Source organism: Streptomyces colwelliae, from assembly GCF_048158785.1.
Classification (GTDB): Bacteria; Actinomycetota; Actinomycetes; order Streptomycetales; family Streptomycetaceae; genus Streptomyces.
The window spans coordinates 1-24,414 of record NZ_JBLTJC010000142.1; the positions used below are offsets into that span (position 1 = coordinate 1).

The 24,414-nt window shown below is 70.8% G+C and carries 26 protein-coding genes and 1 riboswitch; of the genes, 10 read left to right on the top strand and 16 right to left on the bottom strand.

The window, feature by feature from the left end; genetic code table 11:
* Window positions 1–149: 149 nt before the first annotated feature.
* From ACNFOC_RS27100 to ACNFOC_RS27125, 6 genes are all read right to left on the bottom strand, one after another.
* On the bottom strand, window positions 150–1,163 hold the full coding sequence (locus ACNFOC_RS27100; RefSeq protein ID WP_416961700.1) for a hemolysin family protein: 1,014 nt from the start codon (window positions 1,161–1,163) through the stop codon (window positions 150–152).
* Window positions 1,160–2,524: a hemolysin family protein gene (locus ACNFOC_RS27105; RefSeq protein WP_416961701.1), complete on the bottom strand. Its 1,365-nt coding sequence runs from the start codon at window positions 2,522–2,524 to the stop codon at window positions 1,160–1,162. Before ACNFOC_RS27105 ends, ACNFOC_RS27100 begins: the two co-directional genes overlap by 4 nt.
* Before the next feature lie 155 nt (window positions 2,525–2,679).
* Window positions 2,680–3,105: a GNAT family N-acetyltransferase gene (locus ACNFOC_RS27110; protein WP_416961702.1), complete on the bottom strand. Its 426-nt coding sequence runs from the start codon at window positions 3,103–3,105 to the stop codon at window positions 2,680–2,682.
* Window positions 3,098–4,009 (bottom strand): LLM class F420-dependent oxidoreductase, encoded by a 912-nt coding sequence (locus ACNFOC_RS27115; protein WP_416961703.1) that lies wholly within the window; start codon window positions 4,007–4,009, stop codon window positions 3,098–3,100. Before ACNFOC_RS27115 ends, ACNFOC_RS27110 begins: the two co-directional genes overlap by 8 nt.
* 66 nt (window positions 4,010–4,075) lie before the next feature.
* Window positions 4,076–6,646, bottom strand: a complete 2,571-nt coding sequence (locus ACNFOC_RS27120; RefSeq protein WP_416961704.1) for an ABC transporter permease — start codon at window positions 6,644–6,646, stop codon at window positions 4,076–4,078.
* Window positions 6,647–6,650: 4 nt separating this feature from the next.
* Window positions 6,651–7,544, bottom strand: a complete 894-nt coding sequence (locus tag ACNFOC_RS27125) for an ABC transporter ATP-binding protein (protein ID WP_416961705.1) — start codon at window positions 7,542–7,544, stop codon at window positions 6,651–6,653.
* A gap of 239 nt (window positions 7,545–7,783) precedes the next feature.
* Between ACNFOC_RS27125 and ACNFOC_RS27130 the strand changes: the two genes are divergently transcribed.
* The gene (locus ACNFOC_RS27130) at window positions 7,784–8,023 is read left to right on the top strand and encodes a toxin-antitoxin system HicB family antitoxin (protein ID WP_416961706.1); all 240 of its coding nucleotides are present in this window, start codon (window positions 7,784–7,786) and stop codon (window positions 8,021–8,023) included.
* Between the two features lie 4 nt (window positions 8,024–8,027).
* On the top strand, window positions 8,028–8,402 hold the full coding sequence (locus tag ACNFOC_RS27135) for a fic family toxin-antitoxin system, toxin component (RefSeq protein ID WP_363093163.1): 375 nt from the start codon (window positions 8,028–8,030) through the stop codon (window positions 8,400–8,402).
* 23 nt (window positions 8,403–8,425) lie between these two features.
* Here the strand turns inward: ACNFOC_RS27135 and ACNFOC_RS27140 are convergent, their stop codons facing one another.
* Both ACNFOC_RS27140 and ACNFOC_RS27145 read right to left on the bottom strand, forming a co-directional pair.
* Window positions 8,426–9,112: a class I SAM-dependent methyltransferase gene (locus ACNFOC_RS27140; RefSeq protein WP_416961707.1), complete on the bottom strand. Its 687-nt coding sequence runs from the start codon at window positions 9,110–9,112 to the stop codon at window positions 8,426–8,428.
* A gap of 94 nt (window positions 9,113–9,206) precedes the next feature.
* On the bottom strand, window positions 9,207–9,893 hold the full coding sequence (locus tag ACNFOC_RS27145) for an esterase/lipase family protein (protein WP_416961708.1): 687 nt from the start codon (window positions 9,891–9,893) through the stop codon (window positions 9,207–9,209).
* A 115-nt stretch (window positions 9,894–10,008) separates the two neighbouring features.
* On the opposite strand from ACNFOC_RS27145, the gene ACNFOC_RS27150 reads away from it, so the two are divergent.
* Window positions 10,009–12,285: a LuxR C-terminal-related transcriptional regulator gene (locus ACNFOC_RS27150; RefSeq protein ID WP_416961709.1), complete on the top strand. Its 2,277-nt coding sequence runs from the start codon at window positions 10,009–10,011 to the stop codon at window positions 12,283–12,285.
* Here the strand turns inward: ACNFOC_RS27150 and bioD are convergent.
* The 3 genes from bioD to bioB are packed head-to-tail and all read right to left on the bottom strand — an operon-like array spanning window position 12,282 to window position 15,541.
* Complete coding sequence (gene bioD, locus ACNFOC_RS27155) at window positions 12,282–13,022, bottom strand: dethiobiotin synthase (protein WP_416961710.1); 741 nt, start codon at window positions 13,020–13,022, stop codon at window positions 12,282–12,284. The two genes, ACNFOC_RS27150 and bioD, sit on opposite strands and share 4 nt — an antisense overlap.
* Before the next feature lies 1 nt (window position 13,023).
* Window positions 13,024–14,316, bottom strand: coding sequence for an adenosylmethionine--8-amino-7-oxononanoate transaminase (locus ACNFOC_RS27160; protein ID WP_416961711.1), 1,293 nt, complete (start codon window positions 14,314–14,316; stop codon window positions 13,024–13,026).
* The gene (gene bioB / locus ACNFOC_RS27165; RefSeq protein WP_416961712.1) at window positions 14,309–15,541 is read right to left on the bottom strand and encodes a biotin synthase BioB; all 1,233 of its coding nucleotides are present in this window, start codon (window positions 15,539–15,541) and stop codon (window positions 14,309–14,311) included. The genes ACNFOC_RS27160 and bioB overlap by 8 nt, the downstream gene beginning before the upstream one ends.
* A 147-nt stretch (window positions 15,542–15,688) precedes the next feature.
* Between bioB and ACNFOC_RS27170 the strand changes: the two genes are divergently transcribed.
* A complete protein-coding gene (locus tag ACNFOC_RS27170; protein ID WP_416961713.1) occupies window positions 15,689–16,816 on the top strand; it encodes an 8-amino-7-oxononanoate synthase in 1,128 nt (375 codons plus the stop codon).
* A 41-nt stretch (window positions 16,817–16,857) separates the two neighbouring features.
* On the opposite strand, the gene ACNFOC_RS27175 is transcribed toward ACNFOC_RS27170, so the two are convergent.
* The gene (locus tag ACNFOC_RS27175; RefSeq protein WP_416961714.1) at window positions 16,858–17,082 is read right to left on the bottom strand and encodes a DUF397 domain-containing protein; all 225 of its coding nucleotides are present in this window, start codon (window positions 17,080–17,082) and stop codon (window positions 16,858–16,860) included.
* 9 nt (window positions 17,083–17,091) lie between these two features.
* On the bottom strand, window positions 17,092–17,961 hold the full coding sequence (locus tag ACNFOC_RS27180; protein ID WP_416961715.1) for a helix-turn-helix domain-containing protein: 870 nt from the start codon (window positions 17,959–17,961) through the stop codon (window positions 17,092–17,094).
* Between the two features lie 212 nt (window positions 17,962–18,173).
* Between ACNFOC_RS27180 and ACNFOC_RS27185 the strand changes: the two genes are divergently transcribed.
* Window positions 18,174–18,632, top strand: a complete 459-nt coding sequence (locus ACNFOC_RS27185) for an ATP-binding protein (protein ID WP_366498973.1) — start codon at window positions 18,174–18,176, stop codon at window positions 18,630–18,632.
* Between the two features lie 85 nt (window positions 18,633–18,717).
* Here ACNFOC_RS27185 and ACNFOC_RS27190 read toward each other — a convergent pair whose 3' ends face one another.
* From ACNFOC_RS27190 to ACNFOC_RS27200, 3 genes are all read right to left on the bottom strand, one after another.
* Entirely contained in the window at window positions 18,718–19,191 is a 474-nt protein-coding gene (locus ACNFOC_RS27190) for a C40 family peptidase (protein ID WP_266868752.1), read from the bottom strand.
* A 3-nt stretch (window positions 19,192–19,194) separates the two neighbouring features.
* A riboswitch (cyclic di-AMP (ydaO/yuaA leader) is annotated at window positions 19,195–19,374 on the bottom strand.
* A gap of 339 nt (window positions 19,375–19,713) precedes the next feature.
* On the bottom strand, window positions 19,714–20,022 hold the full coding sequence (locus tag ACNFOC_RS27195; protein WP_416961716.1) for a hypothetical protein: 309 nt from the start codon (window positions 20,020–20,022) through the stop codon (window positions 19,714–19,716).
* Between the two features lie 7 nt (window positions 20,023–20,029).
* Window positions 20,030–20,665 (bottom strand): ATP-dependent Clp protease proteolytic subunit, encoded by a 636-nt coding sequence (locus tag ACNFOC_RS27200; protein WP_416961717.1) that lies wholly within the window; start codon window positions 20,663–20,665, stop codon window positions 20,030–20,032.
* A gap of 83 nt (window positions 20,666–20,748) precedes the next feature.
* On the opposite strand from ACNFOC_RS27200, the gene ACNFOC_RS27205 reads away from it, so the two are divergent.
* From ACNFOC_RS27205 to ACNFOC_RS27225, 5 genes are all read left to right on the top strand, one after another.
* Window positions 20,749–21,045 carry a type II toxin-antitoxin system Phd/YefM family antitoxin gene (locus ACNFOC_RS27205; protein ID WP_416961718.1) on the top strand — a complete coding sequence of 99 codons (297 nt, stop codon included), beginning with the start codon at window positions 20,749–20,751 and terminating at the stop codon, window positions 21,043–21,045.
* Window positions 21,046–21,357: 312 nt separating this feature from the next.
* Window positions 21,358–21,660 carry an urease subunit gamma gene (locus ACNFOC_RS27210; protein ID WP_010988499.1) on the top strand — a complete coding sequence of 101 codons (303 nt, stop codon included), beginning with the start codon at window positions 21,358–21,360 and terminating at the stop codon, window positions 21,658–21,660.
* A gap of 9 nt (window positions 21,661–21,669) precedes the next feature.
* Window positions 21,670–21,981 carry an urease subunit beta gene (locus tag ACNFOC_RS27215; RefSeq protein ID WP_406129341.1) on the top strand — a complete coding sequence of 104 codons (312 nt, stop codon included), beginning with the start codon at window positions 21,670–21,672 and terminating at the stop codon, window positions 21,979–21,981.
* Window positions 21,974–23,695 carry an urease subunit alpha gene (locus ACNFOC_RS27220; protein WP_416961719.1) on the top strand — a complete coding sequence of 574 codons (1,722 nt, stop codon included), beginning with the start codon at window positions 21,974–21,976 and terminating at the stop codon, window positions 23,693–23,695. The genes ACNFOC_RS27215 and ACNFOC_RS27220 overlap by 8 nt, the downstream gene beginning before the upstream one ends.
* The coding region (locus tag ACNFOC_RS27225) for an urease accessory protein UreF (RefSeq protein ID WP_416961720.1) at window positions 23,695–24,414 on the top strand (720 nt) is incomplete at its 3' end. The genes ACNFOC_RS27220 and ACNFOC_RS27225, both read left to right, overlap by 1 nt.

Below are 24,414 nucleotides of genomic sequence, written 5' to 3' on the forward strand. Positions count from 1 at the left end.
GAGCCAGACCCGCCCAGCCGTCACCAGCGGCCCGCCCGCCTCCAGCCGCGCCCTCCCGGCCTTGACCAGTACCCACCCGGCTGCCGATAGGCGCCCAGCCGGCGCCTCGACCAGTACCCGCCCGGCGTTCGCCGGTACTCCTCCCTGCCCTACGCCCGCTGCCCGAACAGTTCCCGGAGCACGTCCTCCATGGTCACCAGCCCGGTCAGTCGGCCCTCCTCGTCGAGGACCGCCGCGAGGTGTGTGCGGCTGCTGCGCATCGCGGTGAGGACGTCGTCCAGCGGGGTGTCCTCCTTCACGTTCGCGATGGACCGCATGTCCTCGACCTTGAACGGCTCGTTGCGTGGCGAGGCGTCCAGCGCGTCCTTGACGTGCAGGTAGCCGATGATCCGGCGCTCGCCGTCCACCACGGGGAAGCGGGAGAAGCCGGACTCCGCCGACAGCACCTCCAGCTCCGCCGGGGTGATGCCGGCGACCACGTAGTCGACGCGTTCGAGGGGGAGTACGACGTCCCGCACGGGCCGTCTGCCCAGCTCCAGCGCGTCGTTCAGCCGCTCCAGGGCCCGTTCGTCGATCAGCCCCGCCTCGCCGGAGTCCCGTACGATCCGGGCCAGTTCGGCGTCCGAGAAGGATGCCGTCACCTCGTCCTTGACCTCGACCCGCAGCAGCTTGAGCAGCGTGTTGGCGAACGCGTTGATCGTGAAGATCACCGGGCGCAGCGCCCGGGACAGCGTCACCAGCGGCGGCCCGAGGAGCAGCGCGCTGCGCACCGGTTCGGCCAGGGCGATGTTCTTCGGCACCATCTCGCCGAGCAGCATGTGCAGATAGGTCGCCGCGGCGAGCGCGATCACGAAGGACACCGCGTGCCCCGCGCCCTCCGGCACGCCGACCGCGTGGAACACCGGTTCCAGCAGATGCGCGATCGCCGGTTCCGCGACGATACCGAGCACCAACGTGCAGAGCGTGATGCCGAGTTGGGCCGCGGCCATCAGCGCCGACACGTGCTGCAAACCCCACAGCACGCTCTTGGCCCGCCGGTCGCCGTCCTCGGCGTACGGCTCGATCTGGCTGCGGCGCACCGAGATCAACGCGAACTCGGCGGCCACGAAGAAGGCGTTGACGACCAGCGTCGCCAACCCGATCAGCAGTTGTACGGCGGTCACAGCTCCCCCTTCGCGGAGTCGGAACCGGATCCGGAATCCGAGCCGGAACCGGTGTCGTCGAGCGGCGCGTGCAACAGCAGTCGCGCGGCCCGCCGCCCGGACGCGTCGACCACGTCGATCCGCCACCCGGCGACCTCGACGACGTCACCGACCTCCGGAATCCGCCCCAGCTCAGTGGCCGCCAGACCGGCCAGCGTCTCGTACGGTCCCTCCGGCGCCCGCAGTCCCACGCGCGCGAGCTGGTCCACACGGGCGGCGCCGTCCGCCGAGTACAGAGTGCGGCCGTCGTCGTCCGCCCCGGCCGGGGCCAGGTCGGGCGTCTCGTGCGGATCGTGCTCGTCCCGCACCTCTCCCACGACCTCCTCGACGATGTCCTCCAGGGTCGCGACCCCCGCCGTACCGCCGTACTCGTCGATGACGACGGCCATCGTGCGCTTGCCGGACAGCCGGTCCAGGAGGCGGTCCACGGTCAGGGACTCCGGGACGAGGAGGGGTTCGCGCATCACCTCGGAGAGGGGGAACCGGGTCCGCCGGTCCGCGGGTACCGCCAGGACGTCCTTGATGTGGACCGTGCCGACGACCTCGTCGAGGTTGCCCCGGAACACCGGGAAGCGGGACAGCCCGGTCGCCCGGGTCGCGTTGGCCACGTCCTCGCAGGTCGCCTGGGCGTCGAGGGCGACGACCTGGACGCGGGGCGTCATCACGTTCTCCGCGGTGAGGTCGGCGAGGTTCAGCGTCCGTACGAACAGCTCGGCCGTGTCCGGCTCCAGGGCGCCCTCCCTGGCGGAGTGCCGGGCCAGCGCGGCCAGCTCCTGCGGCCCGCGCGCGGAGGCCAGCTCCTCGGCGGGCTCCAGGCCGAAGGCCCGCACCACATGGTTGGCCGTGTTGTTCAGATGGCTGATGAACGGGCGGAACGCGGCACTGAACCAGCGCTGCGCGTTCCCCACCCGCTTCGCCACGCTGAGCGGCGACGAGATCGCCCAGTTCTTCGGCACCAGCTCGCCTACGACCATCAGGAACACCGTCGACAACGCCGTACCCAGCACCAGCGCGACGGACTTCGACGCGGAGTGCGAGATGCCCAGCGATTCGAGCGGGCCCGCGATCAGCGCGGCGATCGACGGCTCGGAGAGCATGCCGACGACCAGATTGGTGACGGTGATGCCGAGCTGTGCCCCGGAGAGCTGGAACGTCAGATTCCGTACGGCCTTCAGGGCACCCGCGGCGCCCCGCTCACCGCGCTCGACCGCGCGCTCCAGCTGGCCGCGCTCGACGGTGGTCAGCGAGAACTCGGCCGCGACGAAGGCACCACAGGCCAGCGAGAGCAGGATCGCCACCAGCAGCAGGAGCACTTCGGTCATCGGGTCACCTCCGTCCCATGATCGGACAGGGCAGGGAGGTTCGCGCGATGTCGCGCGCCGGGACTGGGAGGCTCGCCCATGGGCGGACGCTCACACCTTTCGAAAGATTCAGAGGTTCGGGGTGGTCCGCCAATAGTAAAGGATGGGCAAAGCGATCAGGTGGTGAGGTGTTTCACCCAGCGCCGCCACTGCTCCTCGGGTGCGTACCCCGCCGCGCGCCACGCATGCCGGCCCGTCTCGTTGCGCTCCAGCACCATCGCGTCACCGCGGCGCCCGCCCAGCGCCACGAACCGCTCCTCGGCCGCCGTGAGCAGTGCCGAGCCGATGCCCTGCCGGCGGTGCTCCGGGTGTACGGCCAGCCGGTAGAGGTGGCAGCGCCAGCCGTCGAAACCGGCGATCACGGACCCGACGAGCCGCCCGTCACGTTCCGCGAGGATCAGCGCGTCCGGGTCCCTGGTGACGAGCCTGGCCACGCCGTCGCGGTCGTCGCTGATGCTCGTGCCTTCGGCGGCCTCGCGCCAGAAGGCCAGGACGGCGTCGATGTCGGAGAGGGCAGCGCTACGGATATGAAGATCACTCATGGGGCGAGCCAAGCAGAGGGGCGGCGGGCGTGGCGAGCGGGTTTCGCCGCAGTTCCTCGGCCACCGGCGCGAACGCCTCCATGTACGGCTCCAGCACCGTGAGATACGAGAATCCGTACCGGTCGCGCAGCGCGCGCAGCTTCGCGGTGATCTCGTCCAGGGTGCCGACCAGCATGACGGGCAGGTCCAGCACCTGCTCCAGGGTCAGGTCCGGCCGACGGTCCAGCAGGGGCCTGAGCGCGCTCGCGGGGTCGTCGGTCACGGCCACCACCTGGATCAGGAGGTTGAGTTCGGCGGGCTCTTCGCGGCCGTCCGCGAACCCCCGGTACCGGGCGACCCGTTGGCCGAACTCGGCGGCGTCGACCGGCGCAAGCCTGCCCGTCGTACTGCCCGGTTCCAGGCTCGCGCCCGCGAACGCCGCGATGTCCGCGTGCTCGGCGGTCAGGCGCAGCATGCGGTCGCCGTTGCCGCCCAGGAGGAGCGGTACCCGGCGGTTCGCGGCGTCCAGCAGTCGCCCCAACTCCTCGATGGTGCGCCGCAGATGGTCGACGCGCTCGCCCGGCGAACCGAAGGGCAGCCCCGCCGTGTCGTGCTCCGCCTGTACATAGCCGGTACCGAGGCCGAGTTCGAGGCGTCCGCCGGTCAGGTCGTCGGTCGTCGTCACCTCGCGGGCCAGCAAAGTCGGGTTCCAGAAGCCCGCGTTGAGCACGAACGTACCCACCTGCGGCCGTTCGGTCGCGCCGGCCGCCGCGACCAGTGCCGGGAACGGCGCGACCATGCCGAGGTGGTCCGGGACGAGGAGCACGTCGTAGCCGAGTTCCTCGACCCGCCGGCATCTCGCGCGCCACTCGTCGGCGGGCGCGGACGTGAGCAGGCTGGCCCCGAAGCGGAACGGGCGCGGCATGAACTCTCCTCGCAGACAGGTGACCTGACCGAGCGTCACGTGATCGGAGTTGCTGTCGCGATTCCATCACTCGTGCGCGATCGCCGCCAGCACGTTCATACGCGACGCACGCAGCGCGGGGAGCAGCGCCGCCACGATGCCGACCACCGCCGAGCCGATCACCACCGCGACGATCGTGGTCCACGGAATCGCGAGCGCCGTCATGCCTTGCAGCGCCAGGACCTGTTGCGCGCACACGCCCCACACCAGGCCGAGACCGAGCCCCAGCACCGCGCCGAACACCGCGATCACCACCGACTCCAGCCGGATCATCCGCCGCAGTTGGCGCCGCCCGAGTCCGATCGCGCGCAGCAGGCCGATCTCGCGGGTGCGCTCCACGACCGACAGGGCAAGGGTGTTGACCACGCCGAGCACCGCGATGACGATCGCAAGCCCGAGTAGCGCGTACACGAGGTAGAGCAGTACGGCGATCTGGTCGTGGACGAGCTTCTTGTAGTCGGCCTGGTCGCGGACCTGGACCTGCGGATAGGGCTTCAGCGTCGTCTCCAGCGCCTTGCGGAGCTGGTCGGCGCCGGTGCCCGAGGCGGCGTTCACGTACAGCGAGGAGTCCTGGCCGTTCGGGACGTACTTCTCGACCGTGGCGATCCCGAAGAACAGCCCGCCCTGCGTCCCGAACCCGTCCGCCGAGCCCTGGTCGCTGAGGGCGCCCACCGTCAGCTTCGTGGTGCGGCCGCCCGGGAACTCGACGGGGAGCACACTGCCGATCCGTACGCCGTGCTTCTTCGCGAAGTCGACGTCCATGGCGAGATGCCCGGCGGCGAGTGCCGAACTCGTGTCGCCCGCCGCGTACTTGATGTGAGCGACGTCGTCCAGCGGGGTGTCGTATCCGGCAGCCGTCGTCTCCACCCGCTTGCCGTCCGGCAGCCGGACCGCGAGCGGCGCGAAGCGGGCCCTTACGACGAGACCGACGCCCTCGGTGGCGCGTACCTGGTCCGTGACCTCCTTGGAGAACGGCAGGAAGTTGCCGTTCTGGATCACGAAGTCGGCGCCCAGGGTCTTGTCGATCTGCTGGTCGAAGGACTTGGACATGGACGCGCTCGCCACCGACATCCCGCCGACCAGGGCGAGCCCCACCATCAGGGCCGCCGCGGTGGCGCCCGTACGGCGCGGGTTGCGCAGGGCGTTGCGCTGGCTCATCCGGCCGACCGAGCCGAACAGGGCCGGGAAGGCGCCGCCCAGCACCCGGATCATCGGGCGGACCAGGAGGGGGCCCGCGATCACGGTCGCGATCAGGGTGAGGACGATGCCGAGGCCCAGAAGGGAGGAGGACGAGGCCGTGCTCGTCGCGGCGGCGCAGCCCCCCAGCGCGGCGACACCGAGCGCCCCGACGATCGAACCGACGACCGCGCGCACCCTCAACGGCCGCCCCACGCCCGCGACTTCGGCGTCCGCGAGGGCCGCCATCGGGGAGACGGTCGCAGCGCGCCGGGCCGGGAGATACGCGGCGACGAAGGTGACGCCGACCCCAACCACGTACGCCGCCACCGGAGTCGGCCAACCGACCACCATCTCCGTGGTCTTGAGGTTCATGCCGAACGCGGTCATCAGCTTGATCAGCCCGGCCGCGAGCCCGATTCCGGCCGCAAGACCGAGAGTCGAACCGACCAGCCCGAGCAACAGCGCCTCGGTGAGCACCGACCGCCGCACCTGCTTGCGGTCCGCGCCCAGGGCGCGCAACAGGCCCAGTTCGCGGGTGCGTTGGGCGATCAGCATCGAGAACGTGTTGACGATCAGGAACACGCCGACCAGGACAGCGATGCCAGCAAATCCCAGCATCACGTACTTGATGACGTCGAGGAAACCGCCCAGATCGGCGGCGGCCGACTTCGCCTGCTCGTCGGCCGTCTTGATGTCGTACGTGCCGGAGGAGTCGATCGCGGCGGTCACCCGCTGCTTGAGTACGGCGTCGTCGACGCCCTTCGTCGCGTCCACCGAGATGCTCGTGGCGCGGTCGGGCGCGCCGAGCAACTGGTCCTTCGCGGTGGCGGGGTCGAGGAAGACCAGCGCGGCACCCGGGTTGGTGGTGGTGAAGGTGGCGATGCCGACGATCTGGACCTTGAAGCTGCCGGGCTGTGCCTGCACGGTCAGGGTGTCGCCGATGCTCACGTGCTTGTTGTCGGCGGTGTCCGCGTCGAGGAGGGCCTCGCTGGCACCCTGCGGGGCATGCCCCGAGGTCAGCTTCACCGGGCTGCGGTCGGTGAGGTACCAGTCGGTGGCGATGGTGGGAGCGCCCGTGGTCGGGCCGACCGACTTGTTCTTGCTGTCGACGACCACGATGTTCTCGACGGACACGTCGGCGTGGGTCGTGGCGACCCCGGCCACCTTCGCCACCTGCCCGGCGAGCGAGGCGGGCACGGTCTCGGTCGCGCCGGTGGGCACCGAGGACTTGAGGTCCTGCTTCGGCTCCACGGTGACATCGGCCGACGTCGACGCGAAGAGCCGGTCGAAGGTACGGGTCACCGTGTCGGAGAAGATCAGGCTGCCGGCCACGAACGCCACGGACAGCACGACGGCGAGCGCCGAGAGCAGCAGCCGTCCCTTGTGCGCGAGGAAGCTCCGGAGGGTCGCCTTCAGCACGGGGTCAGTCCTTGTCGAGGGTTACGTCGGGTGTGCCGGTCGTGTCCTGCGAGGGGCCGGGCCCAGGACCATGCCCAGGACCCTGCCCAGGCCCAGGACCGAGACCGGAGGTGTCGAACTGCCCCCTCGCCAGGTCGAACCGTTTCATCCGCTCCAGCACCGCCTCCGCCGTGGGCCGCTCCATCTCGTCCACGATCCGTCCGTCCCCGAGGAAGAGCACCAGGTCGGAGTGGGCGGCGGCGCCCGGGTCGTGGCTGACCATGACCACGGTCTGCCCGAGGTCGTCGACGGCGTCGCGCAGGAAGCCGAGAACCTCCAGACCGGCCCGCGAGTCGAGGTTGCCGGTCGGTTCGTCCGCGAAGATCAGCTCGGGGCGGGAGGCGAGCGCCCGCGCGCACGCCACGCGCTGCTGCTGGCCCCCGGAGAGCTGGGACGGCCGGTGTTTGAGCCGGTCGCGCAGCCCGAGCGTGTCGATGACCTGGTCCAGCCACTTCTGGTCCGGTTTCTGGCCGGCGATGTCCATGGGCAGGGTGATGTTCTCGGCCGCGTTCAGGGTCGGGATGAGGTTGAACGACTGGAACATGAACCCGATCCGGTCCCGGCGCAGCCGCGTCAGCTCACGGTCCTTCAGCCCCGTGATCTCGGTGTCGCCGAGCCACACCTGTCCGGCCGAAACGGTGTCGAGCCCCGCCAGGCAGTGCATCAGCGTGGACTTCCCGGAGCCCGAGGGGCCCATGACCGCGGTGAAACGGCCGCGCGCGATGTCCACGTCCACCGAGTCCAGGGCGAGCACGGCCGTCTCGCCCGAGCCGTACGCCTTGGTCAGAGCGCGGGCGCGGGCCGCGATCCCGCCGGCCGAGGCGTGGCCTGGAGCGTGCTCCGCAGCAGATGTGGACAAGACAGCCCCCTGGGATTCCCTCGCTCGTCGACGTTCCGAGACGTTCCGACGCCGTCGTCGACGTTCCGGCGCCTTCCTCGCGGGCCGAGCCTAGTGTGATGCGCCACACAGCCGATATCCCCCGTGCGGCCGAGGCGGTCTCCATCCCAGGTCGGGCCCCCGATACCGGTGTAAGGGGCACTCTCCACCCATGGGCTGAGCCCTTGCCGGTGCTAGCGATCCGGCGCTAGCGTCTAGGTATGGCGAAGACCCAGCTGAACGTACGCGTGGACGAGGGCACCGCCCGCGCGGCCCGTGAGCGTGCCCTGGCCCGTGGCATGAGCGTCAACCGGTACATAGAAGAGCTGGTCAGACAGGACACCGGGGAGGTCGGCCACACCTTCGTCGAGGCCGCGGCCGACTTCATGAAGCAGTACGAGTCCGTCTTCGCCGACGAGTTCGGCGCCGACGGGACGAGCACCCGCGAAGGTCGCCGCTGATCCCTTGAACAACCTCAGGATCGATCTCGCCTGGCTGCTGATGCTCGCCGAACACAACACACCCGGAGACCCCCAGGTCACCGACTGGGGCGCGCTCGTCGCCGCCGTCGCGCGCCACCAGGCGGACATATTCGACGTCCCGGTCTACGACAGCCCGTACGCGCGCGCCGCCGCCCTGCTCCAACTCCTCATCCACGTGCCCGCGTTGGAGCGCTCGAACGCCCTCTTCGCCTCCGCCGTCGCGTACGCCTACCTCGTCGCCAGCGGCCTGAAGGTCGTCACCTCGCCCGAACAGGTCCGCGATCTGGCCCGGTTGGTCAAGAGCGGCGAGGCGTCGGTCGACGACATCGCGCAGGAGCTGCGCCAGTGGAGCCTGTGATCACTAGCCGGTGATCACGGTGATCACTCCTGTGTGTCAGGGCGCCACGCGGTGCCCAGGACGCAGTACGAGCTCGGCAGCGTAGGTCCCTTCTCCGGGATCAACACCCGCCGGTACGGCCCGAGTTCGAACCCGGCGTCGCGCAGCGCGGCGACCGGGTCGCGGGCCAGATGGCAGCCGCCGTTCAGCGGCGGCCACAGCGTGCGGTCCAGGGCGCGCTGGGTGAACGCCATCGCCGGTCCGCCGCCCTTGCCGTGCTCGAAGAACCGCACGACCCCGCCGGGCCGCAGCACCCGTCGTACCTCTGCGAGCGCCCGCGGTACGTCGCGCACGCTGCACAGCACCAGAGACAGGACGACCGCGTCGAAGGCCTCGCCCTTGACGGGCAGCTTCTCCGCCGCGCCCGGCACCACGTCGACGGGCACCTCGGAGCGGAGCGCGGACTCCACGGCCAGCTGCCGCAGGGTCCGCTCGGGTTCGATCGCGACGACCTCCGAGACGGCGCTCGGATAGTGCGCGAAGTTCAGGCCGTTCCCGGCCCCGATCTCGATCACCCGCCCGGAGAGCCCGGCGAGCAGCCGGTCCCGCATCCCGGCCAGGCCGAGCTTCGACTCGGCGCTCACACTGAAACGGGCGTAGTAACGGGCGAACAGCGGGTGGTGGACGGCGTCCCGCGGCACTGTGCCGGAGCCTGCGGACCGTAGCGGCATGACGACCTCCCGGACCGGACCGGGCCGAAGCCGGTCCCTACCGGGATTGTCCCCCCTGCCGCCCTTGACCACCCCCGCTGCCGCCACGAGCCGGTCAGGAGATGAAGTCGCGCACCTGCTCGTAGACGCCGTGGTCGTTGTTCATGTCGGTGTGCGAGATGCACCCGACGTCGACGTTGGTCGCGCCGCTCAGCTGGGCCGAGGTGTCCGGGTCGATCGCCGCGTCGCAGTCCGACCAGTAGGCCGCGTACGACACGCTGCCGGGCGTCTCGTCACCGGAGTTGAGCGCCGTGAGGAACGAACTCCCCGTCTGCATCTCCTTGCAGGACGTGTACAGCCAGCCGCACAGCGAGGCCACGGAGGTGCCGTGGTTGACGCCGGCGACGGACACGAAGTGGTCGACGTACGACGTACCGCTCAGGTTCTTGAGGAAGTAGCGGGAGCTGAGCGTCCCCATGGAGTGACCGACGATGTCGACCTTCGACGCCCCGGTCTGCGCGAGCACGCTCTTGACCTCGGTGGCCAGCTGGGAGGCCGTGGTGACGTTCGACTGCGTCCAGTCGTACGACCACGCGAACAGCTCGGACGAGGAGTAGCCGTCGGCCTCGAAGTCCGCGACCCAGTCGTCCCAGCCGCTCGCCGAACCGCTCAGGCCGTGCACGAAGACGATGGGATCGTGGCTCGCCGCCTGAGCGGGCGTCGAGGCCAGGGAGAGTGACAGAAGGAGCGAGGTGGTCACGGCCGACAGAGCCGTAACGATGCGACGCTTGTGGCGCTGCATGATGCCTCCTGATACGGGTGGGGTTGTCAGGAGTGTCAGCGGGGGTCTACGCGCGCCGCATCGGTGAAATCGCCGGTCTTTACGGGTGAATTAACTCGCCAGTAACGTCAGTTGTGTGCTGACTCCGGTGAACCCCACTTCCCTAGACCGCACTTCGCCACCGTCGCGCATCGACACAGGGCGAACCCTCGACCCCGCGCTCCCCGAAGGGGTCCGTATCCGGCTGCTGCGCGCGGTCTACGGCGATCCGCGCGCCGCCGCCGAACTCCTCCCGCGCCTGACCCCACGCCAGGCCGCGGGCCTCGACCCCCTCCCGACCGAACCGGCGTCCCTGGCGCCGGAGTTGCTGACCCGGTACCGCCGGGAGATCCGTGCGCTGCCCGACGGCACGCGACTGCTTCTGCTGCTCGCCGCGGCGGACCAGTACCCGGTCGCGACGCATGCCTTCCTGCGCGCCGTCGCGGCGGGGCGGCTCGACACCCGGCCCCTGGAAGCCGCCGAGACGGCCGGGGTCGCGCACGCGACGGCCGGCGGGGTCGTCTTCCGCGACGCGTGGACGAGGATCGCCGCGTACGAGACGGGGTCGCCGGCCGACCGGCGCGACGTCCACCGGCTGCTGGCACGGGTGTTGCGCGCCGAGGGCGAGACACCGCGACGTTCCTGGCACCGGGGCGCGGGAGCGCTCGGCCCCAGCGCTCGGCTCACCGCGGAACTCCGCACGGCCGCGCAACAGGCACGTGACGCCGGTGAACACCCCCTCGCCTGCGCCCTCGTCGAACGCGCCGCCGCGCTCTCCCTCGACCCCCGTGAACAGTCCCGCCTCCTCAACCGCGCCGCTGGCGACGCCTGGCAGTCCGGCGAGGGAGACCGGGCGCGAAGACTCGCGGCCGCGACGGACAGCGACGCGTTGAACGGGGTGTTCGCGCTGCGGGCGGGGAACGCGGCGGAGGCGTTCGACGCGTTGCTGACGGCGGTGGCACGGCGCGAACCGGAGGGATCCGGCGCCGACTTGAGACAGGCGTCCCGGTCGGCCGAGGTACCCCGCATGGTCGCCGTACCCCGAACTCCCGCCCCCGACCACGCCGTTCACCTCCTCGCCCGGGCCACCGAGGCCGCCGTCTACACCGGGGACCTGAGACGGTGCCGGGAGGCGGCGGCCGTCGCCTCCCGGATCGGGATCGTGCCGCACGGGACACTCGGGGGACTGGCCGCCGCTTTCGAGGGGCGGTACGAGGACGCGCGGGATCTGCTCAAGGCCGCCGCCGGGCGGTGCGGTCCCGGAGGGGACCCCACCCTCCTCATCCACGCGGGGATCGCCGCGCTGATGCTCGGCGACCACACCCGTGCCACCACCGCCACCGTGCGGGCGGCGGCCTCGGCCCGCGCGCGGGGCGCGACCGTGGTCGTGGCGCAGGCGATGGAGTTCCGGGCGTACGCCGAGTTCTGGACCGGTCATCCGCGGGCCGCGGAGACGGCCGCGGCGGACGCTCTGTGGCAGGCGCACGCCACCGGCCAGGACAACGGCGCGTGTCATCTTCAGGCCGCGCTCGCCATGTTCGCCGCGCTCACCGGGGACGGTGACGTCTGCCGGGAACGTGCCGCCGCCGCCCGCTCGTACGCCCTCGGACGCGGCCTGGGGCTGCCCGCCGCCCTCGCCCAATGGGCGCTCGCCTACCTGGACTTGAGCAGTGGCCGCTTCGCCGCCGCCGCGGCCCGGCTGCGCGCGCTCGCCGGGTTCGGGCCGGGGCACGGGCACCGGGCGATCCGGCATCTGGCCACCCCGCACTACGTCGAGGCCGCCGCCCGCAGCGGCGACACCCGTATCGCCCGTGCCGCACACGCCGACTACGACCGCTGGGCACGGGCCGTCCGCAGCCCCGACGACCTTGCCCTGAGCGCCCGTTGCCGGGCCCTGCTCGCGCCCGGCGACGAAGCCGTCGAGCACTACCGCAGCGCCCTCGACCTGCACGCGCGCGGCACCCGTGACTTCGAACGGGCCCGCACCGAGCTGCTGTTCGGCGGCGCCCTGCGCCGACTGCGCCGCCGCACCGAGGCCCGCGACCGCCTGCACACCTCGCTGGAGGCCTTCGAGTCCTTCGGCGCCCCGCACTGCGCCGCCCAGGCCCGCGCCGAACTCCGCGCCCTCGGCACCCCGGTGGCCGCGACCGGCCTCCCCACACCCGGAGCCCTCGACCCGACCACCCGTCTGACCGCCCAGCAACTGATGGTCGCCCGCATGGCGGCCGACGGCGCCACCAACCGCGAGATCGCCGTCCGCCTCGCCCTCAGCCCCCGCACGATCGACCACCATCTGCGCGGTGTCTTCAGCCGGTTGGGCATCCGGTCCCGCATCGAACTGGTACGGCTGCTCGCCGAAGGGGAGGCCTCCTAGGAGGGCCCACTGCCCCAAGCAGCCGCAGCTTCCCGCCCCCGGAACCCGTCCGCATCCCACACTCCGTCGAGCCGCGGCGCCAGCCAACTCGGCGCCGCCGCACGGAAGGCGGCGGGCGCGAGAGACCCCGCACCCTCCGGCAGCGCCCCGAGCAGCGGCGCCTCCGCCACCTCCGGCAGATCGGCCACATTGCAACGCGACGCCAGATCAGGCGAGTTGGGCCAACTCCCGATCACCACGCCCAGCAAGTCAAGGCCCTGGGAACGGAGTTCACGGGCCGTCAGTTCCGTCGTGTTCAGGGTGCCCAGGCCCGCCGACGCCACGACCAGGACCGGCGCCCCCAGCAACCGCGCCGCGTCCGCCAGCGTGCCGCCCTCCGCGTCGAACCGTACGAGCAGTCCGCCCGCGCCCTCGACCAGCACCAGGTCGTGCTCGGTGGCCAACTTCTGGGCGGCTTCCGCGACTTCGTGCGGGCGGACCGGCGCCATACCGGCCCGGCGCGCCGCCGTGCCCGGTGCCAACGGCTCGGGATACCGGGCGAGTTCGGTCGCCGTCACGGCACCCGCGAGTCGCGCGACCTCGTCGGCGTCCCCGCGCTCGTCCGGCCGTAGACCCGTCTGGGCGGGCTTCAGGACGGCCACCGTGCGGCCGGCCGCGAGCGCCGCCGCGGCGACGGCGGCCGTGGTGATCGTCTTGCCGACCTCCGTGCCCGTGCCCGTGATCACCAGTACCGGCATGTCATCCCTCCCGCGCCGCCGCGCACACCGCGCGGGCGATCCGAGCCAGGTCGGCGTCGCCCGTGACGTACGGCGGCATCGTGTAGACGAGGTCGCGGAACGGCCGCAGCCACACGCCCTCGCGTACGGCCGCGTCCGTGGCGGCCTTCATGTCGACGGCGTGGTCGAGCTGGACCACGCCGATGGCGCCGAGGACGCGGACGTCCTGGACGCCCGGGATCTCCCGCGCCGGGGCGAGGCCCTCCCGCAGGCCCGCCTCGATGCGCTTGACCTCCGCCAACCAGTCCTGGTTCAGGAGGAGTTCGAGCGAGGCACAGGCCACGGCCGCCGCGAGCGGGTTGCCCATGAAGGTCGGGCCGTGGGCGAGGACCGGCACCTCGCCCCGCGAGATGCCCTCGGCCACGCGTGACGTGCAGAGCGTCGCCGCCATCGTCATGTAGCCGCCGGTCAGCGCCTTGCCCACGCACATCACGTCCGGTGTGACGGCCGCGTGCTCCGCCGCGAAGAGCGCGCCCGTGCGGCCGAAACCCGTCGCGATCTCGTCGAACACCAGCAGCACGTCGTGCGCGTCGCACGCCTCGCGCAGCACCCGCAGATACGCGGGGGAGTGGAACCGCATCCCGCCCGCGCCCTGCACCACCGGCTCCACGATCACCGCGGCCAGTTCGTCCGCGTGCCGCTCGATCAGCTCGCGCAGATGGTCGGCGTACGGCTCCTCGTAGCCGGCCGGAGGCGCGTCGGCGAACACCTGGCGGGGGAGCACCCCCGACCACAGCTCGTGCATCCCGCCGTCGGGGTCGCACACCGACATCGGCTGCCAGGTGTCGCCGTGGTAGCCGCCGCGCCAGGTCAGCAGGCGCTGTTTCGCCGGTCGGCCGAGCGAGCGCCAGTACTGGAGGCACATCTTCACCGCCACCTCGACCGACACCGAACCCGAGTCGGCGAGGAAGACGTGCTCCAGGCCGTCCGGAGACATGTCGACAAGGAGCTTCGCCAGTCGTACGGCGGGCTCGTGCGTGAGCCCGCCGAACATCACATGGCTCATCCGGCCGAGCTGCTCGTGCGCGGCCTCGTTGAGCACGGGGTGGTTGTAGCCGTGGATCGCCGACCACCAGGACGACATCCCGTCGACCAACTCGCCCCCGCCGTCCGCCAGTCGGAGCCGCACCCCGCTCGCCGACTCCACGACGAGCGGGTCGACACGGCCGGGCATCGGACCGTACGGATGCCAGACGTGCCGCCGGTCCAGCTCCAGCAGCTCCGGGACGGGCAGGGGGCCGATCGGGTCAGGCATTGGGCGCGAGATCCGTTCCGGCACCTCGACGGCGTACGGAGACCAGGTCCCGGCGGACCTCGTCGACCTGCGGTGCGGGGGCGGACGTAGACGCGGCAGCGGGAGCGGAACCACAGACTCCGGCGCCCTCGTGTCCACCGCAGCCACCAGTGGCGCCCTCGTGCCCGCCGCAGCCCCCGCCGCAGCCGGCGTCCTCGTGCGAACCGCAGCCGCCCGCCGTCGCCCGGTGCTGCGGCAGGGTCACCTCGCCCGCGCCCTCCACCTCGAAGCCCGCGTCCGCGATCATCTCCAGGTCGGCGTGGCCGGCCTGGCCCTCGGACGTCAGGTAGTCGCCGAGGAAGATCGAGTTGGCGAGGTTCAGGGCGAGGGGCTGCATCGTGCGCAGGTGGACCTCACGGCCGCCCGCGATACGGACCTCGACGTCCGGGCAGACGAAGCGGACCATCGCGAGGATGCGCAGACACCGCTGCGGGGTGAGGTGCCACTCGGCGGCGAGCGGGGTGCCCTCCATCGGGATCAGGAAGTTGACCGGCACCGAGTCCGGGTCCAGCTCGCGGAGGGAGAAGACGACGTCGATCAGGTCCTCGTCCGTCTCGCCCATCCCGGCGATCAGGCCGGAGCAGGCGGACAGCCCGGCCGCGTGCGCCTTCTGCACGGTGTCGACCCGGTCGGCGTACGTGTGGGTGGTGGTGATGTCCCCGTACGTCGACTCGGACGTGTTGAGGTTGTGGTTGTAGGCGTCCGCGCCGGCCTCGCGCAGCCGGTCGGCCTGGCCGTCGGAGAGCAGACCGAGGCAGGCGCACACCTCGACGCCCTCGTTCTGGTCCTTGATCGCCTTGATGGTGCCGGCGACCCGTTCCACGTCACGGTCTGTCGGACCCCGCCCGGAGGCGACCAGGCAGACGCGCTTGGCGCCTCCCGCCACTCCGGCCGCCGCGGCCTTCGAGGCAGCGTCGGGTTTCAGCCACGTGTACTTCAGGATCTCGGCCTTGGAGCCGAGCCGCTGCGAGCAGTACGAGCAGTCCTCGGGGCACAGGCCGGACTTCAGGTTGACGAGGTAGTTGAGCTTCACCCGTCGGCCGAACCAGTGCCGGCGCACCTTTCCGGCCGCGGCCACGACATCGAGCAGGTCGTCGTCCGAGGTGGCGAGGACGGCGAGAGCTTCCGCGCGGGTCGGCAGCTCGCGCCGAAGCCCCTTGTCCACGAGCGTGTTCAGCAGGTCCATGAGATCCGATCCTGTCCTACGGGACCGCTTGCGGCCAAGGAGAGAACGAACAAGACATGGGGCTGGGCGTGTGGGTATCACCACACCATGGGGGGCTCGTCGTCCGATTAGTGTCTGTGCACTGCCTACAAAAGCCCCGGAGGAACCATGGCGTTCGGCTGGATCGACGAGCAGGCGGAGCAGCGCCGTCGCGCCGGGCTCGTACGCACCCTGCGGCCCCGTCCCGCCGACTCGCCGCTCCTCGATCTCGCGAGCAACGACTACCTGGGTCTGGCGCATCACCCCGAGGTCGTCGAGGGGGCCGCCGCCGCGGCGCGGACCTGGGGCGGGGGGTCGACCGGGTCGCGGCTCGTCACCGGTACGACCGAGCTGCACGCCCGACTGGAGCGCGAACTGGCCGAGTTCTGCGGGTTCGAGGCGGCCCTCGTCTTCTCCTCCGGCTACGCGGCCAACCTCGCCGCGGTCACCACGCTCGCGCCGCACGGCTCGCTGATCGTCTCCGACGCGGGCAACCACGCCTCGCTGATCGACGGCTGCCGGCTGGCGCGGGGCGCCACCCAGGTCGTAGGACACGCCGATCCGGATGGTGTGCGCAAGGCGCTGCGGACGCACGAGGGGCAGGCCGTCGTGGTGTCCGACTCGGTGTTCTCCGTGGACGGGGACGCGGCGCCGGTGGACGCGCTCGCCGAGGCGTGCCGGGAGTCCGGGGCCGGGTTGCTGCTCGACGACGCGCACGGGCTCGGGGTGCTGGGCGACGGGGGGCGCGGGGCGCCGTACGCGGCGGGGCTCGCAGGCGCCGAGGACGTGGTCGTGACAGTGACGTTGTCCAAGTCGCTGGGCAGTCAGGGCGGTGCCGTGCTCGGGCCGGCGCGGGTGATCGACCATCTGGTCAACGCGGCGCGGACGTTCATCTTCGACACGGGACTGGCGCCCGCGGCGGCCGGTGCGGCCCTGGCCGCGCTCACCCTGCTGCGGCGCGAACCCGAGCGGGCTGCCCGGGCCCGCGCCGTGGCGAGTGAGCTGCACACACGTCTCACCGCCGCGGGTCTGGAAGCGGTACGTCCGGACGCCGCCGTGGTGTCGGTGCGTGCGCCGTCCCCGGAGGCGGCCGTGCAATGGGCGGCCGACTGCCGTACGGCAGGGCTGGCCGTGGGCTGCTTCCGTCCTCCTTCCGTGCCCGACGGCATCTCACGGCTCAGGCTGACCGCCCGAGCGGACCTCTCCGGGGCCGAGATCGAACGCGCTGTACGTGTGATCGGCGAGACGCGACCATGAGTCGGCGTGACACGGTCGTGAGTCGCTGAGGGCCGAATCGGTCAGTGGAACGCGCTGAGGAAGCCCGTCCAGCTCTCGGGGGAGAAGAGCAGGGCGGGTCCTTGCGGGTCCTTCGAGTCGCGTACGCCGAGCAGCCCCGCGCGGGGGCCTGAGCGCGGACGTGCCGCCTCGACGCAGTTGTTCGCTCCCGTGCTGTAGCTGCTGCGCAGCCACCGCACACCGGACAGTTCAGAACTGGAAGGTACGTTCCGAGGCAGTGCAGACATGGTGCCTCCTTACGCGCCGTCACCTATCCCGGCGATGTAATCCGACGAATCCTCGGGCGAAAGGGCGTGGAACTGAAGGGTGTTGAAGGCCTCGCTGTAGGCCTCTAGGTCTTCTTTCCGTTCGAGGTAGAGGCTACTCGTCAAGTGGTCTAGAACAACCACATCCAGATCAGAAGTGCTCGGAAAGGAGAAGATAACGAAAGGCCCGGTGATGCCGATGTGTGCTCCTGCGGCGAACGGCAGTACCTGAAGCCTCACTTGGGGCAGCCGGGCGGCCTCCACGAGCCGGTCCAGCTGACGTGCCATCACCCCCGGCCCGCCGACCTCGCGCCGTAGCACCGCCTCGTCGAGGACCACGCTCAGGGCCAGCGGCGGATCCGCGCGCAGCACGTCCTGCCTGGCCAGCCGCACCTGCACCAGCGCGTCGAGCCGCTCGGGCCCGTCGTTGTCGAGGCCTCCCACGGCGGCCCGGGTCACCGCCCGGGCGTACTCGGGCGTCTGGAGCAGCCCGGGGACCACCGAGGTCTCCAGGGTGCGGATCGCGCTGGCCTGTGACTCCAGACTGATGAAGTCCCGGTAGGCGGGCGGCAGTACACCGCGATAGGCGTGCCACCAGTGGTGCCGGCCGCCGCCGTCGTCGGAGCCCGCGAGCACGAGCAGCATGTCCCGAAGTTGTGGGTCGCCGACCTGGTAGGCGTCCAGGAGTAACCGGACGTCGGGCGGTTTCACGCCACTCGCGCCGGTCTCGATGCGGCTCACCTTCGACTGGTGCCAGCCGACCAGCCGGGCCGCCTCGCCACTGGTGAGCCCCGACTCCGCACGCAATGCGCGCAGTTCCGCGCCCAGTTTCCGGCGGCGCACCGCGGGACCGTACTGCATGGGTTTCTCCTTACTCCTTCCGAGCCGCCCAAATACGGTCTGGGGTCGCAGAGTTCACCGCTTCGAGCGACAGATATATGCATATCTTGGTGGATCGGCACCGTTACCGACGCGGGAATGGCAGTCTGGCGAAGAAGCACCAGTCCGGGACCGTACTCGAACCATCCGCTCCGTGTCGGACACCGGTCCCGCGGGAAAGGGACGACCGCGCCATGGCAGACCATCTGGAAGCATCCGTCACTCTGCCGAGCGATCCCGCCTCGGTCTCCACCGCCCGCACCTACGTGGTCGGAACCCTGGTGGAATGGGGGCTTCCGGCGGACACGGAGGTCGCCGACACCATCCGCCTCATCGTCTCCGAACTCGCCACCAACGCCGTACAGCACACCTTCGGGCAGTCACCCACCTTCACGGTGGACATCGAGCTGGAGCGTGACGAACGGCTGCGTATCGGGGTCACCGACAGCCATCCCCGGTTCCCCAAACGCCTGCCGGCCGCTGTCCAGCAGGACAACGGCCGGGGCATGGTGATCATTCGCTGGCTGACCGCGGAGTGCGGCGGAAAGCTCAAGGTCCGGCCCACCCTGGAGGGCGGCAAGACGGTCTCCATCGAGGTGCCCTGGACGGTACCGGCCCGGCCGGTGACGGCCGCGGGCCAGCAGGAGCCGTAGAACAGCGTGGTGAACGTCCCTGGACACCCGAGGGGGTGGCGGCCTGTCAGGTGGCCGCCACCCCCTCGGGAGATTCGGACGGGCCCTACTTGACCCGGCCGTACCAGACGCTCTTGGTCCAGATCTTCTGCAGCCTCACCACGTCCCCGGTCTTCGGGGCGTGCCAGATCTTTCCCTTACCGGCGTAGATGCCGACGTGGTAGACGCTGGAGCCCGAGTGGAAGAAGACGAGGTCCCCGGCCTTGCGGCTCTTGGCCGAGATGTGGTGGGACTTGTTGTACTGCTGGGCCGCCGTACGGGGCAGTTTCTTGCCTGCCTTCTTGTACGAGTACAGCGTGAGCCCCGAGCAGTCGAAGCGGCCCGGTCCGGTGGCCCCGTACCTGTACGGGGCGCCCTTCTTGGACGCCGCGACCTGGAGTGCCTTCGTCGCCGGTGTCGCGGCCGCGGCGTCGGATGCGACGCCTGGTATCACGACGGAACCGCCAACAGCTGCGATGGCGAAGGCCGAGGCCGTACCGGCCCGGACCATCAGCGACGGGACACGATTGAGCGCAGTCATGCGCAACCCTTCGTCAGCCGCCTGTGAAGGATGACCTGTCGGATTCGGGCTGGCGAAGTTGCCCGGCCGCTGACGCGGCTTCACCCCAAGGGCTGCTCGACCCGGTCATGGCGTGACCGTCCCGGCGACCCGTCGTGCTTGGGTCCTCCACTCCTGCCGATGCAATCCTGTCGACCTGTCATCCGGGCGGCGGCAGGACTCGGCGTCCGCCCGGATCGCCCCGCCGCTGCGGCGGGGTCTTGTCGTCAGACAGGGATCTTCACCTATGAATGTCCGAAAAGCCCAACGGAACCGGGGATTTGTGGGGTTACTCACCACTCACCCGTTCGGCTGAACGCATCGGTGTTCGAGGGAGTGTTGAGGGGGGTGTGACGCTCGGACCAGCACCGGAACACTTCATACGGCCCTCGGGCTACGCGTGTTGCGCAACCCGGACGGCCGCATGGACGGAGGAGCGACTACGCCGATCGGGGGTACGTCGTTCGGCCCGTTTCGACACGGTCCAGGGCGGCTCCGCGTCCCTCAACTGTCGGAGGGCGAGGGCAGGGTGACGCGTGCCGTGCGGCGCTCCCCGTCCAGCACGCGCAGCGCCCGCGCGAGGGTGGGGGCGTGCAGCTCGGTCTCGCCCCGCTGGTGCATCAGCGCCAGCGCGTCCCGCAGCTCGGTGGCCTTGGCCACGAGCGCCTGAGCGGCCCTCAGACCACGGTACGTGTCACCGTGGTGCGCCGGGTTGATACGGCCCAGCAGGTCGGCCACATCCAGATAACGGTCGATCAACTCGCCCTCGGCGCGCGTCAGTGCGGGCAACGGCGGCAGTTCCGGCGGCAGCATCGTCGGCTCACTCCCCGCCCGGCTCGGTGAGCGAGGTCTTGCGGGTCGTCACGATCCGGTCCACCAGCCCGTATTCCAGGACCTGTTGGGCATCCATGATCCGGTCCCGCTCGATGTCCGCGCTCACCTGCTCCACCGTCCGGCCCGTGTGCAGGGCGAGCAGCTCCTCCAGTTGGGACCGGGTCCTCGCCAACTCCTCTGCCTGGATGGCGAGATCACTCGCCTGACCCTGGATCGCCTCAGGGAACGAGGGCTGGTGGAGCACCACCCGCGCACCCGGCAGCGCGGACCGCTTACCCGGGGTGCCCGCCGCCAGCAGCAGCGCCGCGGAGGTGCCGGCCTGGCCCAGGCAGACCGTCTCCACGTCACAGGTGACGAACCGCAACGTGTCGTAGATCGCCGACATCGCGGTGAACGATCCGCCGGGCGAGTTGATGTACAGCGCGATGTCCCGGTCCGGTGCCTGGTACTCGAGGTGCATGAACTGGGCCATCACATCGTTCGCCGAGATGTCGTCGATCGGCGTCCCGAGAAAGACGATCCGCTCCTCCAGCAGCTTCGAGTACGGGTCGAGTGTCCGGTGGCCGGCGCTGGTGCGCTCGGTGAACTCGGGCAGGACGTGGCGGGCGGACGGTCGGGTCATGGAGTAGCCCCTCTCTAGGTCCCTGTGATTCTGGCGGGCTCTGTAAAAAATGTACAGGACGTACATGACGTTATGATGGGGGTATGGCCTACGAGATTCCGGTGACGCAAGCCAGGGCTGAGCTCGCCGACCTGATCAACCGGGTGGTGTACGGCGGTGAGCGCGTCGTCGTGACACGGCACGGCAAGCCCCTGGTCGCGCTGGTCTCCGCCGCCGACCTGGAGCGACTCGACGAACTCGACAAGCTGGACAGGCTCGACGCGAACGCCGAGGAGCAGGTGATCAGTTCCGTCTCGCGCGTCCGAGAGGTCGCGTCCGCTCCTCGCGAACACCAGCGGTTCGGCATCGCGGCCGAGCACCGGGGGCCGAACCCGTCGTAGCGACAGGGCTGGGTGGTAAGCCGTGCGGGGGTGCGCTCTACGTGCGTAGATGTGATTGTCCTGATCACAGCTCGGTTAACTTGCTTGAAACCCGGTCCAACTAGCCTGCCGATCCACGCCACCAGGGGCTTTTCCCTGGGGGCTGAGCGGGTCCGGTGAAGTCCGCTGCGGTTCGGCAGCGCCCCGAAGGGGCGCGGGGAACTGCGCGACCAGCCACGACGGGCCTTTGGACGACGTCCCGCACTCCGAGCGGAGCGTTTAGGCGGCAGCCGGACCCCGCACGGTCCGGAGCGAGGACTGTGAGGTGGGAGCGTGCAACTGACCCCGCACGAGCAAGAGAGGCTGCTGATCCATGTGGCGGCCGACGTGGCCGAGAAGCGCCGGGCCCGTGGTCTGAAGCTGAACCACCCCGAGGCGGTCGCCCTCATCACGTCGCACATCCTCGAAGGCGCCCGTGACGGCCGTACCGTCGCCGAGCTGATGTCCTCCGGGCGCAAGCTGCTCACCAGGGACGACGTCATGGAGGGCATCCCCGAGATGATCCACGACGTACAGGTCGAGGCGACCTTCCCGGACGGCACCAAGCTCGTCACCGTCCACGACCCGATCGTGTAGGAGGCCTCGATGATTCCCGGCGAGATCCTGTTCGCGGACGACCCGATCGTCTACAACGCGGGCCGTGAGGTCACACGGATGACCGTCCTCAACGCAGCCGACCGGCCCGTCCAGGTCGGCTCCCACTACCACTTCGCCGAGGCCAACCCCGGCCTCGAGTTCGACCGCGCCGCCGCGCGCGGGCAGCGGCTCAACGTCGCCGCCGGTACGGCCGTGCGCTTCGAGCCGGGGATCCCCGTCGACGTCGAACTCGTCCCGCTGGCCGGCGCCCGTGTCGTGCCCGGACTGCGCGGCGAGACCGGAGGTGCCCTCGATGCCTGAGATCTCCCGCGCCGCGTACGCGGACCTGTTCGGGCCGACCACCGGTGACCGCATCCGGCTCGCCGACACCGATCTGCTGATCGAGATCGAGGAGGACCGCTCCGGCGGTCCCGGACTCGCCGGTGACGAGGCCGTGTTCGGCGGCGGCAAGGTCATCCGCGAGTCGATGGGCCAGGCGCGTGCCTCCCGCGCGGAGGGCACCCCCGACACCGTCATCACCGGTGCCGTGATCGTCGACCACTGGGGCGTCGTCAAGGCCGACGTCGGCATCCGCGACGGCCGCATCACCGGCATCGGCAAGGCCGGCAACCCCGACACTATGGACGGCATCCACCCCGACCTGGTGATCGGCCCCGAGACCGAGGTCATCGCTGGCAACGGACGCATCCTCACGGCCGGTGCCGTCGACGCGCACGTCCACTTCATCTGCCCGCAGATCGCCGACGAGGCGCTCTCCGCCGGTGTCACCACCCTGGTCGGCGGCGGCACCGGACCCGCCGAGGGCTCCAAGGCGACCACCGTGACGCCCGGCCCCTGGCATCTGGCGCGGATGATGGCGGCGATGGAGCAGTACCCGCTCAACATCGGCTTCCTCGGCAAGGGCAACACCGTCTCGCACGACGCGATGATGTCCCAGATCCGTGGGGGAGCGCTGGGACTGAAACTGCACGAGGACTGGGGCTCGACCCCCGCCGTCATCGACGCCTCGCTCACCGTCGCCGACCGCACGGGCGTCCAAGTCGCCATCCACACCGACACGTTGAACGAGGCCGGGTTCGTCGGCGACACCCTCGCCGCGATCGCCGGACGCGGCATCCACGCTTACCACACCGAGGGCGCGGGCGGCGGGCACGCGCCGGACATCATGACCGTGGTCTCCGAGCCGCACGTGCTGCCCAGCTCCACCAACCCGACCCGGCCGTACACCGTCAACACCGCCGAGGAACACCTCGACATGCTGATGGTGTGCCACCACCTCAACCCGGCGGTCCCCGAGGACCTGGCCTTCGCAGAGTCCCGCATCCGCCCGTCGACGATCGGTGCGGAGGACATCCTCCACGACCTCGGCGCCATCTCGATCATCTCCTCCGACGCGCAGGCGATGGGCCGGGTCGGCGAGGTCATCATGCGGACCTGGCAGACGGCCCATGTGATGAAGCGGCGGCGAGGGGCTCTGCCCGGGGACGGGCGTGCGGACAATCGTCGGGTACGGCGCTACATCGCCAAGTACACGATCAACCCCGCCCTCGCTCAGGGCCTCGCCCGCGAGATCGGCTCTGTCGAGACCGGCAAGCTCGCCGACCTCGTGCTGTGGGAGCCGCCGTTCTTCGGCGTCAAGCCGCACCTCGTCATCAAGGGCGGCCAGATCGCCTACGCGCAGATGGGCGACGCCAACGCGTCCATCCCGACCCCCCAACCCATCTTGCCCCGGCCGATGTTCGGGGCGATCGGACGGGCACCGGCCGCCAACTCCTTCAACTTCGTCGCCCAGTTGGCGATCGAGGACGGGCTGCCGGAGCGGCTCGATCTCGGGAAGAAGTTCGTCGCGATCGAGTCGACACGTGGGGTCACGAAGGCCGACATGCGGGAGAACGATGCCCGGCCTCGCGTCCAGGTCGATCCCGACAGCTTCGCCGTGCACATCGACGGGGAGCTCGTCGAGGCGACTCCGGCCGCCGAACTGCCCATGGCCCAGCGGTACTTCCTCTTCTGATGTCCAGGGGAGCACTGCTGGTTCTCGCCGACGGGCGGTTTCCCGCCGGAGGGCATGCGCACTCCGGCGGGGCCGAGGCCGCCGTCAAGGCCGGGCGCGTCACCGGGGCGGCCGACCTCGGTGAGTTCTGCCGGGGGCGGTTGTACACGGCCGGGCTGGTGTCCGCCGGGCTCGCCTCCGCTGCCGCGCTGGGAGCCGACCCGGTGGAGCTGGACGCGGCCGCCGATGCGCGGACTCCGTCGCCCGCGTTGCGGGTGGCCGCGCGGAAGTTGGGGCGGCAGTTGATGCGGGCCGCTCGCGCTACCTGGCCGTCTGCCGAACTCGATGCCCTGGCGCGGGAGTTCCCCAAGGGGGCGCATCAGCCGGTGGTGTTGGGGCTGGTGGCTCGGGCGGCTGGGCTGGGACCCGAGGACGCGGCGTACTGCGCGGTCTACGAGAGTGTGAGTGGGCCTGCGTCGGCGACGGTGCGGTTGCTGAGCCTTGATCCGTTCGATGCTACGGCTGTGCTGGCTCGGTTGGCGCCGGAGTTGGACCTGGTCGTGGATCGGGCGGTGGAGGCGGGGCGGCGTGTCCTGGACGAGGGGGTCGACGTGCTGCCTTGTGCTTCCGCGCCGTTGTTGGAGATCGGGGTCGTCGTCGGCCTCGACTCAGGCCGGCTCGGTCTTCTGGGTGAAAGCGGTCGGAAGGGTCGCCGCCGGTGTTCCAGTACGCCTCTGCGC